Annotated in this window: 11 protein-coding genes; all 11 read right to left on the reverse strand. The window is 42.2% G+C overall.

Going from position 1 to position 12564, the window contains the following annotated elements; all coding sequences use genetic code 11:
• Window positions 1–11: 11 nt before the first annotated feature.
• The 11 genes from gap to HCJ66_RS05660 all read right to left on the reverse strand — a co-directional run bounded on the left by gap (window position 12) and on the right by HCJ66_RS05660 (window position 12555).
• The gene (gap, locus tag HCJ66_RS05610; RefSeq protein ID WP_187132246.1) at window positions 12–1022 is read right to left on the reverse strand and encodes a type I glyceraldehyde-3-phosphate dehydrogenase; all 1011 of its coding nucleotides are present in this window, start codon (window positions 1020–1022) and stop codon (window positions 12–14) included.
• A gap of 34 nt (window positions 1023–1056) precedes the next feature.
• Window positions 1057–2103: a sugar-binding transcriptional regulator gene (locus tag HCJ66_RS05615; protein WP_187132247.1), complete on the reverse strand. Its 1047-nt coding sequence runs from the start codon at window positions 2101–2103 to the stop codon at window positions 1057–1059.
• A 407-nt stretch (window positions 2104–2510) separates the two neighbouring features.
• Complete coding sequence (gene rpoN / locus HCJ66_RS05620; RefSeq protein WP_187132248.1) at window positions 2511–3866, reverse strand: RNA polymerase factor sigma-54; 1356 nt, start codon at window positions 3864–3866, stop codon at window positions 2511–2513.
• 110 nt (window positions 3867–3976) lie between these two features.
• Window positions 3977–4906 (reverse strand): membrane dipeptidase, encoded by a 930-nt coding sequence (locus HCJ66_RS05625; protein ID WP_187132350.1) that lies wholly within the window; start codon window positions 4904–4906, stop codon window positions 3977–3979.
• A gap of 171 nt (window positions 4907–5077) precedes the next feature.
• Window positions 5078–7291, reverse strand: a complete 2214-nt coding sequence (locus tag HCJ66_RS05630) for an MMPL family transporter (protein ID WP_187132249.1) — start codon at window positions 7289–7291, stop codon at window positions 5078–5080.
• Between the two features lie 90 nt (window positions 7292–7381).
• Complete coding sequence (locus tag HCJ66_RS05635; protein WP_187132250.1) at window positions 7382–7984, reverse strand: TetR/AcrR family transcriptional regulator; 603 nt, start codon at window positions 7982–7984, stop codon at window positions 7382–7384.
• Window positions 7985–8052: 68 nt separating this feature from the next.
• Entirely contained in the window at window positions 8053–8919 is an 867-nt protein-coding gene (gene uvsE, locus HCJ66_RS05640) for a UV DNA damage repair endonuclease UvsE (RefSeq protein ID WP_187132251.1), read from the reverse strand.
• 86 nt (window positions 8920–9005) lie between these two features.
• Window positions 9006–9923 carry an amidase domain-containing protein gene (locus tag HCJ66_RS05645; RefSeq protein ID WP_187132252.1) on the reverse strand — a complete coding sequence of 306 codons (918 nt, stop codon included), beginning with the start codon at window positions 9921–9923 and terminating at the stop codon, window positions 9006–9008.
• On the reverse strand, window positions 9923–10342 hold the full coding sequence (locus HCJ66_RS05650) for a DUF4944 domain-containing protein (protein ID WP_187132253.1): 420 nt from the start codon (window positions 10340–10342) through the stop codon (window positions 9923–9925). Before HCJ66_RS05650 ends, HCJ66_RS05645 begins: the two co-directional genes overlap by 1 nt.
• 250 nt (window positions 10343–10592) lie before the next feature.
• The gene (locus HCJ66_RS05655; RefSeq protein WP_187132254.1) at window positions 10593–11762 is read right to left on the reverse strand and encodes a hypothetical protein; all 1170 of its coding nucleotides are present in this window, start codon (window positions 11760–11762) and stop codon (window positions 10593–10595) included.
• Between the two features lie 205 nt (window positions 11763–11967).
• Window positions 11968–12555, reverse strand: coding sequence for a GNAT family N-acetyltransferase (locus HCJ66_RS05660; RefSeq protein ID WP_187132255.1), 588 nt, complete (start codon window positions 12553–12555; stop codon window positions 11968–11970).
• Between the last annotated feature and the right edge of the window lie 9 nt (window positions 12556–12564).

A 12564-nucleotide genomic window follows, 5' to 3' on the forward strand; every position in this document is an offset into this window, starting at 1 on the left:
TCTTAGCAATCTTATTTAGCAATTTTAGCGAAATATTCAAGTGTACGAACTAATTGTGCAGTGTAAGACATTTCGTTGTCATACCAAGCAACAGTTTTCACTAATTGTTTGCCGCCAACTGAAAGGACTTTAGTTTGAGTTTCATCGAATAAAGAACCGAAAGTGATTCCTTGGATATCAGAAGAAACGATTGGGTCGTTAGTGTAACCGAATGTATCCGCATCACTTGCAGCTTCCATTGCAGCGTTCACTTCTTCAACAGTAACGTCTTTCTTAAGAACTGTTACTAATTCAGTCAATGAACCAGTTGCAACTGGAACACGTTGAGCAGCACCGTCTAATTTACCAACAAGTGATGGTAATACAAGACCGATTGCTTTAGCAGCACCAGTCGTGTTAGGAGTGATGTTTTCTGCTGCAGCGCGCGCACGACGGAAGTCTCCACCTGGGTGAGGACCATCAAGCGTCATTTGGTCGCCTGTGTAAGCGTGAATTGTAGTCATAAGACCTTGTTCAATACCAAATTTGTCTTCTAATACTTTAGCCATTGGAGCAAGACAGTTAGTAGTACATGAAGCACCAGAGATAACTGTTTCAGTTCCGTCTAAAGTATCGTGGTTTACGTTATAAACGATTGTTTTCATGTCGCCAGATGCAGGAGCTGAGATAACAACTTTTTTAGCACCAGCTTTGATGTGTAGTTCTGCTTTTTCTTTCGCAGTGAAGAAACCAGTACACTCAAGAACGATATCTACACCTAGTTCGCCCCATGGTAATTCCTCAGGGTTACGGTTAGCTAAAACTTTAACTTCTTTGCCGTTCACGTTGAAATAACCATCATGTACTTCAACATCGCCATCGAAACGACCTTGAGTAGTATCATATTTCAACAGGTGAGCTAACATTTTAGCGTCTGTTAAGTCATTGATTGCAACAACTTCAATACCTTCCACATTTTGAATACGACGGAATGCTAGACGTCCGATACGTCCAAAACCATTAATACCAACTTTAACTGTCATAAGTCAATTTCCTCCTTGAAAATAATGAAATTTTTTATTTCAAAAGGGTGTTTTCCCCTTTTAAAAGCATCGTTGCGGCTCCTTCGTCTGTTACTAAAATCGTATGTGCCGGAGCGGTTTTCATATACGACTTGATTGCTTTGGCCTTTGAAGTGCCTCCTGCTAGCGCAATAATGTTCGGTATGCGAGGTAGGTCTTCAAATTGTAAGCCAAATGTTGGAACTTTGTACACGACTTCTCCTTGCTCATTGAAGTAATAGCCAAATGCTTCTCCCACGGCCTGTCTATCCGTGATTTTCTGCATTGTTTCGGCGTTCGTGTGCCGGCGCTGTGCCATCGTCATTGCATCGCCAATACCGTGTAATATCGCATTTGCCGATTGAACGAGTCGCAGTCCTTCTTGAATCGCGGGCTCCTTCATCAATGATTGATACGCTTCTTCGCCAAGTTGTTCCGGTACATAAAACATACGGTGTTTGCCGTTCGTCTTCGTTGCCATCCTGTCACAAATCGTGTTCGCTTGATTATTAAGATCCTCACCAAGTCCACCACGCCCTGGGACAAAAAGTAATTCGCGTCCATTTGAAAAATCAGGTGTCATCATTTCGGCTAGCGTCGCCATTGTAGAACCACCCATCACGGCAATGGTATTCTTCTTCCCCGTGAGTGATATATCCAGTTGTTCGAGTGCCACACGTCCCATTTCTTCCAGAACCCATGGCGTCACATCGCTATCACCTTGAACGACAAAACAAGCTTTGATCTTTAATTTCTCGCGCAGTTTATCTTCCATTGTATGTATTCCCGTCAATTGATTCATAACGGATTCCAATTCGCGAAATACGACCAGACCATCCTTCGTCACTGTCATTCCAGCAGGAGCAATGCCAATCAACCCTTGTGCTTTCAAAAATTCAACCTCACCACGCAGCACCCGCTCACTCATTCCCAACATCTGGGCAAGTGTCCGTCTACCAACCGGCTCCGCAAAATAAATCGAACGCAAGATCTGATAGCGCTTCTGCATTACTAGAAGCATGTCGGGTAACAATTTCTTTTGAATGTTAATAATATCTGACATTTCAAAGTCTCCTAACCATCTTGGACTCTTCTTGACCCGCTTAGTCATAAGACGTCCCGATAAAACTAAAAAAACAAGAGAACTAAGTCTTTGCTAGTAAACTATTGTGACCATCGCCCACTAAAACGCAACGCCAGTCATCTTTTCGTTTCTAAACTAACCCATCTCTTCTCGTAAATCGCTTGCCATAAAGCAAGTAGCTATTTCATTACCCTACAACAACTATTCTACCAGTGATTAGGTCAAAATTCAAGCATTAAGCTATCATTTAAAGAAAAATTCATGATTTATTAACACTGTGTTCCTACTATATAATAAGCACACACTAACATATTCCACGGATTGAGTATGTTAAAACATGAACAATTCGAATTGAAAAGAAAACCTCTCGCCAGATAGACAAGAGGCTAAACAAATCTTTTCCGTTTCGATGAAGATAGAATATTCAACTCACCACGATATTTCGCAATAGCACGGCGCGAAACTTGAATATTTCGCTCATCCAACATCTCCACAATTTTTTGGTCAGAAAGTGGTTTTAACTTATTTTCCTCGTTCACAAATTGCTGGATTAGCTTCTTAATACTTTGACTTGAAACATCGCCAGCATCCGATTCTTCGCTCGCTTTCTTCGTCAGGCTCGATGAAAAAAAGTACTTCAACTCGTACACACCCTGCACCGTCTCCATATATTTCCCGTTCACCGCCCGGCTCACCGTCGATTCATGGACATCAATTTCCTCCGCGATTTCCTTTAGAGTCAATGGCTGTAAATGTTTCCCCTCATGCAAAAAGAAATCCCGCTGATGCCGCACTATCGCCTCACCAACACGACCAATCGTACTTTCCCGCTGCTCCAAGCCCTTCTTCAACCAATCAAATTCGCCAGCCTTTTCCTTCAAAAATGCCGCCACATCTTTTTCCTGTGTCGCCTGCATCATATTGAAATAACCCTCTTGAAACTTCATCCGTGGCAAAAATTGCTTAGCTACCTTGACCCGTAGTTCATCACCGTCTCGTTGCAACACAAGGTCTGGTACAACATATTGCACCCGCTCCGATTCAAATTCCGCACCTGGTTTCGGGTTAAGTGTAATAATGAAATCCGAAATCGCTTGAATATCCACCATTTCGATACCTAAGCCATCCGCTATCTTTTTCCAGCGTTTATTCGCAAAGTCCTCAAAATAATCATGAATCAGCGCGTAAGCCTTATCCGGCGCCCTCTCATGCCTTTGGATTTGCAATAAAATACATTCTTTCGCATCACGCGCACCGACCCCAGCAGGTTCAAAGCCCTGCAACGTCTTCAGCATTTCCAACACATCGCCCTCAGAAATAAGCAATGCCGAAGCCACAACATCCAGCTCCGTCTGCAAATAGCCATTTTTATCAAGACTTTCAATTAAAAACAACAACGCCAACTTCTGCTGACTCGTCATATCTAAAAACTGCATCTGTTCCTTCAATGCATCCGCAAGCGTCATCGTCGTATCCGCAATCTGCTCCAGCCAGTCTGTATCGTCCGCCCCTGCAAGCTTATCTTTTTTGCGCGTCGTCGTTATTGTATAATCAGGAGCCGTATCCACACCCGGAATCACCTCAATCAAAGGATTCTCCAGTGCCTTATCTTCCAGAAAAGCCGTCAAATCTTCCATATTAAACTGCAACATAGCGATAGATTGCGACAACTGTTGTGTCATCATCAACTTCATCGATTGCGTCTGCTGCTGCTTCTGGACAAAATTGGACTCTAATCTCATGAGATAACTCCTCCTATTTCATACTCGTCTCCTCTATTATAACACGCGAAACCCCACACGATAAGACCTAAATAAAAACACCTCCCAATGATGCTAGGAGGCGTATCGTACTATTTCGGTAGATGCGCGATAAAATTATCATAGCAAAAACCTTTCATTTCTTGTTCTGTAAAATGTTTTCTGAGTTCCGCGATAAACGCCGGATATTTCGAACAATCTTCCAGCCCCTCAATGTGATATGGAATACCATCGAAATCAGAGCCAAATCCAATATTCTTAACACCGCCAAGATCGCAAATATGTTTAATATGGGCAATGATATCTTCCATATAAACGGTATCCGCAGTCTCTTTCACGAATAACGGATAGAAAACCAGATGGATCATCGCATCTTTTTCAAGCAACGCCTTAATCTGTTCATCAGACAAATTACGAGGATGCGGACAAATCGCCTTCGCATTAGAATGGCTGGCAATCGGATAATCCGCGAGTTCCATCACATCCCAAAATGCTTTCTCACTCAAATGCGATACGTCCGTGAACACTTTCCGATCATTCAATCGCGCCACAATCGCCTTACCAAAGTCCGTCAAGCCAGCACCGCGTGATTCCTCGATACCATCAGCCGCCAGATTCGCATTATTCCAAGTTAAACCGACCGAAAGTACGCCATAATCCAACATTTGATCCAATTTGCGCAAGTCCGTCCCAATCGGCTCCACACTCTCCAAAGTAAGGAATGCCGCAATTTTCTCCTCTGGCACACGATCCACATCAGACCACTGTCTAAGCGGTTTAATCACGCCATTCCGGTGCAATACATGTTGCTTATAAATATTCACCTGTTCAATCGCTTTCTTCCATTTCTGTTCGACAGGTGTCGTCGGCTCTAGAAAAATCGCAAAAGCCTGCATTTTGATGCCGCCCGCAATCATTTTTTCAAAATTCACGTCCAACTGCTCCGAATCCTGAAACGTAACTTTGCCAGCACCCGCCTGTAGCTTATAAAGCGCGTCACAATGCATATCCACGATGTTTATCATATTACACCCACCTCCAATTAATATCTCTATTATATACTTTTTGGAGGTGGAAACAAGACTTATTCTCATAACCCAGAAAACACCGCTAAATCCAAGCGCGCCGAGAAATGATTAGATGCTAGGCAAAAGCGAGTACCGAAGCGGAATGTACGACTTGTACAAGAGGTTTTAACGACGCAGATGATCGTTTCTCGGCGAGCGTGCTGGCCAGAATGCCCATTTTCCAAGTAGCATCGTAATTGCGGGAACTAAGAATGGACGAACGATGAATGTGTCAAGTAGAACCCCGATCGCTGTGATTAAGCCAAATTGGACGAGTAATTGAATCGGTAATGTAGTCAAAACAGCGAACGTTCCAGCTAAAATAATACCTGCCGATGTGATAACACCACCAGTTTGCCCGACGCCTTCTGTAATCGCCTCACGAAGCGGCAACTCCCGACTTTTCTTCCAGATGCTCGAAATCATGAAAATGTTGTAATCCTCACCGAGCGCCACGATAAAGACGAACGCATAAATCGGTATCAAACCAGCGATTGCCTCAACGCCCATCACGTAATGAATAATGAGCCAGCCAAGTCCGAGTGCACTGAAGAATGACAGCAAGACCGTCGCCACGAGATATACCATCGCGGTTACAGAACGCAAGTATACGAGTAGCAGCAACGCAATCAATCCGATAACAAGTGGAATAATCAACGCCTCATCTTGTTTCGTCACAGCACGTGAATCGTATTGTGTCGCCGTCTGCCCAGCAATCCAAACATTGTTTTTCGAAATTCCAGCATCAGCAAGCGTCGTTTCCGCTGTACCGCGAATATCCGGAATAACATCCATCGCCTCGTTACTATAAGGATTATCCGCAAGCTCAATCGTATACATCACATAATCCGGATTTTTTGCGCTTGGAATACCGATAGAAACATTCGCAACGCCATCCTCTTTCTGCAAATTAGTCCGAAGATCCGTTTTTTCACCATCTGTTTTCACAATCAAATCCACCGGTGCTAACTGCCCAGCACCAAAATGATCGCTAATCAACGTGAAACCTTCACGCGACGGCATATCTTTCGGGAATGTCGAAAGCGTGTCATACGTATATTTCACCTGCGTCGCAAAAATCGCACAGCCACCCAGAATCAAAATCGTGATCACAAACGTTTTAATCGGATGTTGCGCTGACATTTCACCAACACGATGCCAAAAACGGTTTTCGCGATGTGGTTTTACCGTTTTGCCCTTTTTAGCAGCATGCGCTTTTGCCATCTCCTCTGTGCGCGGAACGAACGGCCAAAACGAAATCCGACCAAAAATACCGAGCAACGCGGGAACTAGCGTCAACGAAGAAATCATCATGATTAATATCGACAAACTAAATGGCACCGCAAAATTATGAATCGAACCATATTTTGCGACCAATAAAATAAGTAACGCCGCCATTACTGTGAAACCGCTAAGCGCAATTGCACCCGCCGTATTACTAAAAGCCTTTTTGAAAGCCGTATAGCGATTTTCATCATGGTGCAGCTGACTACGAAATCTCGCAATTAAGAACAAACAATAATCCGTCCCGGCCCCAAATAACAACACCGTCATAATCGAAAGTCCCTGCGAACCGTACGTAATAATGCCCTCTTTTCCAAGCAACGCAATAATCGGCGTCACCGCCAAATAAGCAAAACCAACCGCAATGAGCGGAATAAAAGCCAAAATCGGCGAACGATAAATCACCAACAAGAATATCAAAACAAGCAAGACCGTCCCGATTAATAGCGACACATCCGCATCACTAAACAACTCCGTCGCATCCACGCTAATCCCCGCAGGCCCAGTCGTGCGCGCCGTCAACGTGTCCTTACTACTTACTTTCTGATCAAACGGCTTATCCTCAAAAATCCCATTCGCCGTTTTTTCTAACTCCTCAAAACTCGTTTTCAGCTCATCCGAAGTCGCCTCCGAATCCATCAAAACCGTCTGAATAAACGTCGTACCATCCTTCGAAACCTGCTGCTTCAAAACTGGAAGCGGCATTTTATCATACGGGACCACCGTTTTCTGATGATCGACTGGATTTTGTTGCAACTCCTTCGAAAACTCTTGAATCTGCGCCAAATCAACATTCGTCAGCCCCGTACTCCTGAACCACGTAATCAGAGCCGGCGTACCTTCTCCCGTCGGAAACTGCTCATCCATCACTTTTTGAGCCACAACAGAAGGCTCCGATGCCGCTAAATCTGACGCCGCATCATCCTTATAGTCCGCGGATTTCGGCAAAAACACCTGCAAAGCGACCACAATCAAAATCCAAACAGCAAGAGTAATCCACCTACCGCGCTTCCCACCTACTGCGTTAGCAATCTTACTAAAAATCCCATGACTCATCTCAACTTCCCCCTAATTCATTTATCGATCGATCAATATTTTCGCTTATCAATTGATAAATTTTTATTTATAAAAAAAGAGACATTCCAATTATACCTCTTTTTCACAAATCCCAAACATCATAAAATCGATCAGTTCATCCAAACGATCCGACATTGAACCCGTACGAAACGGGCTGTCACTAGCGAAAACTGGGCTAATCGCCGACAAACAATAACGCGCCGCCGTCTCACTCGTAACCCCTTCACGTAATGTACCATCAGCCTCCATCTTTTCAAAAAGACGCTTAAATGGATCCAAATACGTAGACTGCCATAGTTGGAACATCAAAAACTGATTTTCCTTCTTCAACTCATTCAATATATCATGAATCATCATCAAAATATTCGTCGGATGATTCTCAATCAACATCATTAGCATAGCTTTTAATTGCACTTTTGGCGAGTCATTTGCCTGCTCAATCGGAATCATGTCCGTATGAATCTCAATCGTCAGCTGCCGAACAACCTCGACATAAAGCGATTCCTTATCCTTGAAATGATGGTAAAGCCCAGGCTGCGTCATCTGGCACTGCGCCGCAATATCCCGCGTTGAAACCGAACGATAGCCCTTTTCCATAAACAAATCACGAGCCGTCGTTAAAATTTTATTACGCGTAAAAATCAATTCCTCCGCACGAGTCCGCTTCTTCATCCTTTTTCGCCTCCATCACTCATTCCTCCATCATTTTATCACGACTTCACCAATCCGTAAACCTCACGTCATAGCTCCTCCCGCAACATCAAAACCGACTGCTCCTTGCGCTTTGCCTCAAACATAATATCCGCATTCCGACCAGCCAACAATCCCAGCAACCGCCGAAAATCCTCCAAATGAATCAACTCATGATGCGACCGATCCGTAGCACCCGTTTTTCCAGAACTAATATGCATTTTCGGCGTCGTTTCCCACGTTTTGAAGACATCCGTCACAATTTGCGCCACATCCGCATCCGGCTCATGATTACAAATATGATGATGAATATCAAAACAAACCGTTGCCCCAGTAGCCTTAGCAATCCCCAAAACATCATTCGCCGTATACGTCTTATCATCATTTTCAAGCCTCAACAATCGTTTAATATCATCTGGTAAGCCGTTATATGCCCGAATAAAGCGCTCACTTGCCGTTTTCTTATCCCCATAAGCCCCACCAATATGCAAAATCATATCCGTACCGCCGACCAGATCCAACAACTGCTGATGATACGTTAATTCCGCAATCGCCTTCTCCACAACATCCTCACGCGGTGAATTAATAATCGTATACTGCCCAGGATGCATCGACAACCGCATTCCATGAAGCTCCCGCAACCGACTAATTTCAGTCGTCAACGCCAAAATATCCGCATCACGCTGCCAATCCCACGTCATTATCGGATGCGACGCAAAAGGAATCAAATCACTCGACATCCGGAAAAAATAAATCTCATGCGCAATATTCCACTCCAAAACCCGAATAACCTCCGCCAAATTATGTACCGCAATCTCCTTCACCTTCGCAAGCCCCTGCTCCTCCACCGTCCGCAACCGACACGTCCGAAACTTCGAAGGCATCGACATATTAATACACGCATAACCCAATCTCATAATCCCACCCCATTCGCATCCCATCATAGCAAAAAAGCAACGATCATACCAGAAAGTGGTTTTGATTGTTGCTTTTGGGTTATAAATCAGAATTTAATCAAACTCAATTTATTAACTTTAGTATCAATGGAAATACTATTCCAATTATTATTTTTTCTATCCCCACTGTGCTGAGAGATATAAAGTGTATTACCTGATTTATCCGTTACTATACAATTATGCCACGATCGTCCAGTCTTCTTATTAGCATAATTTATCACGTCACCTACATTTGCTTTTTTCGATAAATCAGCCCTTGAAGAATATACAGTCACATTTGATTTCTTTATCTGCCAGTAAAGCCTAAACTCATTAGCATTAATCCATGCCGCACTATCTGACCTGCCTGTTTGTGTTAGCGTACTAGACCAAGTTTTATATAATGGATATCCAGTACTCGTACCGCGCATCCCACCTGCATAAATAGCTTGTGAAACAAAATTGGTACAATCGCCACCACTACCACCATACGATTTATATGACTTATTATGACTTAATGCATATTTTAAAGCATAGTTCGCAGCAGCTGTTCTGTTGTAACCAGATGCTTTTAACAGCCTCGGCACCTCCACAAAACTATCGTTGGCTAATGTACTCGCCTCACCTTCCACCTCTTCTTTAACATCTTGAAGTGTCATATCTTGTATATCATGAATAGTTGTCGACTCATTAGAAGTTTCTTGGTATATGTATTCAGTAGCATACGCAAGGATGTCTTCGTAATTATCTAATTTTGTTATCTCGTTATCTTCCTCTTCACTCAATTGCTTATACAAATAGTCACCCATTTCAGCCGATCCTATTTCAAATTGCCATCCACGTGTATCAAGATATGCCAACAAACTCTTTTCGATGTCACCAATCGTTGTCTCCATACTTGCGTCGACCTCTTCAGCATTAGCTGCCAAAGGCCCCATAAAACTAAGTCCGAGCAACATAATTATTCCCATAAAAAGCTTTTTCATCAGTTACTGCTCCCTTCTCTGCTCAATGTTAACTCTTCAGAAAATCCCTTATTATCGATCTTACCAAAAATGATTATCTTTATTTTAGTATCTTTTTTTACATTTTGCTGAAATTCAGCAAAGGGTAATTCGTCATAATATTTGTGTTTTATCTCTGATGAGTCAATTTTTTTTCCATTAAAAAAAGTCTCAATGCGGTTGATATATATACTTTCTTTCTCGCCTGAATCCCCAATCCAATTTACTGTACCTGAATACATATCTTTCGCCGAGTTCCTTGATATAGCAAACTTAGCGCTCCACTCATTATTATGCCCATCCCATTTATAATTAGAACTTTCAAAACTTAATTTGTACACAAAATACCCACCTACACAAATGAATAAAATTATTATGACTATCCAAATTTTCTTGCTCATATGTTCACCACCTCCCGTTAAATTAATGTTACAATAAAAACAATAAATATGCAAGCGCTATCATAATTAAATATACATTTAACTTAACAAGTAGTAATATCCCCAAAAAACTGCCTGAAACAATGTCTTTTGGAGATTTTTGTAATTCCCGAAACGTTGACACCAAGCAGTTTCAATTCTAATTAGCAATATTTAACACAACATTGTTAAGCCAATATCTGCTTTAGAAAAAACCAAGTAAAACCTTAACCTAATGTATAAACCCAGCCAAAATACTCGTAACCACCACCGACAAGATTGTAACCGTCGAAAAACCAGCAACAATCATTTTTGGTAATATTTCGCCCTCAATCGCCGCGATTTCCTGCGCGTTTTCACCAGCACTTTTCGCGGCCTCTTGACTCAAAATCATTGTTCCAGGAAAACCGTAAAGCGTCGTGAGTCCAATCGCCATTGACATCGCCAGACTATACCCAAGAAGTTTTCCCAAAGCTGCCGAAAAAATAACGCTCCCTGTAACCCCAATCGCAAACGCAATACAAAGCGGTCCAATCAGCGAAATTAAATCGTCCACAGAAGACGTTGCAAGCGGACCAAAAATAATGAGCAAAATACCAATCATCATCAGCCCGTATGCATCGATACCAGTAAGGATATTCGGTTTTAAAATACCAAACGCACGAAGCAAAATACCGAGCAACAACGCCACAACAAATTGATTCAGAATTCCATTCGTAATATCAGCAATAAAACCAGCCAACATGACCACCGCACCGACGACAAACAAAGTCCCCGCCGTCGTTTGAAACGCTTGTGGCAAGATCGTTCTCGGTTCCTTACTCATCTCTTTTTCGACCGGTGCCTTCACTTTCAACTTACCAGTCCGATATTCTCCCCGTAAGCGCTGCGCCTCTTTTCGCAAAATAATCGATGTAAGCGGATACCCAATCAAGCCCTGAAAAGCCGAAATCAGCACAGCAAAAACAGCAACTAACACCAATCCAGATGCCAGAGCCGCTTCTTGAATAAGAATAACTGCGACCGTCGTACCACTAATTGCTCCAATCGCCGAAATAATAAAATTTTGATCCAAGAAGAAAGAACCAATCGTGAAAAGAAAAACAATAATGCCAAGTATTGCGGAAACACCGATCAGAACCGTTCGCCACTGTTTTTTCAGCTCATCAATACTAATCATCGTCCCAATGTGAACAATCAGCATGCCAATAACCGTCTGACCCAGCGCGAGTAAAGACGAACTAGTCAGCAAATCTTCGGGAAATAGGTTCGTTTTAAACCCGACAATAAAAATAATCGCCGCCACAAGTAAAGAAGAAATAAGCGACTTCGTTTTCTTAGCCACAAAATCACCAATAGTCCAAATAAGCATGATAATCGTAAAAGCCGTCACCGGATTCATATAAATCCCCCATCTCATTAAATTATTCCAACCGACATATTATCCCGCGTAATACCCTCGTGTTCCTCCCTTTTTCTTACTGTGTTCAATATCAAACAAACTAGTGGGAATGTTCTGAAATTTAAAGATATCAATAATTACTGTCACATGAATTGTAGCATAAAATATAGTAAATTATCAAATAAAAAAAAGCCAAAAATATAGGCTAATTATGCAACATATCTTCCATCTCTCTATAAATCGTTTCTTGAACTTGTTTTGTAGCAATTCCCATAAGATGTTCTCCAGCACCAGAAAAATGAACAATATCCGCAAACCCCATCGATTTATAAAAGCTTGTTGATTTTTCATTTAGCGAATCCACAACCAACACTGGGAACTTAACATATGGAGATATATTAATACTACATATCCTGAACAAAGCATTCATCAGAGCTGATCCATATCCTTGCCCTTGATGCTCTTCTTTTATTGCAAAGTGTGTAATTTTAAAAGCTGGATAAACTCTTAATTGATTTGTAAAATATTTCGTATTGGAACGTTTGAATTTCTTAGCTAAACTCACCTCGCTCGCGCATATTGTGAAGTAACCAATTAATTCGTTCCCCATCATCATAATCGTTGTGGCACTAAGCATCTCAGAATCTTGTTTCATCGCGTCTGTACGAATAAAGTCATTCAATAGATCAATCCCACATTCAAAAGGCCCCACGACATTATCATGAGACACTAGTCCATTAAGAGAGAAAATATCTATGTCGTCACTTTTCTGCTTCTTGTTATCTCTCATCATATTTCCATC

It is taken from the genome of Paenilisteria portnoyi (assembly GCF_014322795.1).
In the GTDB taxonomy this organism is placed as follows: Bacteria; Bacillota; Bacilli; order Lactobacillales; family Listeriaceae; genus Listeria_A; species Listeria_A portnoyi.

Coding starts and splice junctions, on each gene's coding strand:
- gap (WP_187132246.1), bottom strand. CDS start 1,022: ATGACAGTTAAAGTTGGTATTAATGGTTTTGGACGTATCGGACGTCTA.
- HCJ66_RS05615 (WP_187132247.1), bottom strand. CDS start 2,103: ATGTCAGATATTATTAACATTCAAAAGAAATTGTTACCCGACATGCTT.
- rpoN (WP_187132248.1), bottom strand. CDS start 3,866: ATGAGATTAGAGTCCAATTTTGTCCAGAAGCAGCAGCAGACGCAATCG.
- HCJ66_RS05630 (WP_187132249.1), bottom strand. CDS start 7,291: ATGAGTCATGGGATTTTTAGTAAGATTGCTAACGCAGTAGGTGGGAAG.
- HCJ66_RS05635 (WP_187132250.1), bottom strand. CDS start 7,984: ATGAAGAAGCGGACTCGTGCGGAGGAATTGATTTTTACGCGTAATAAA.
- uvsE (WP_187132251.1), bottom strand. CDS start 8,919: ATGAGATTGGGTTATGCGTGTATTAATATGTCGATGCCTTCGAAGTTT.
- HCJ66_RS05645 (WP_187132252.1), bottom strand. CDS start 9,923: ATGAAAAAGCTTTTTATGGGAATAATTATGTTGCTCGGACTTAGTTTT.
- HCJ66_RS05650 (WP_187132253.1), bottom strand. CDS start 10,342: ATGAGCAAGAAAATTTGGATAGTCATAATAATTTTATTCATTTGTGTA.
- HCJ66_RS05655 (WP_187132254.1), bottom strand. CDS start 11,762: ATGAATCCGGTGACGGCTTTTACGATTATCATGCTTATTTGGACTATT.
- HCJ66_RS05660 (WP_187132255.1), bottom strand. CDS start 12,555: ATGATGAGAGATAACAAGAAGCAGAAAAGTGACGACATAGATATTTTC.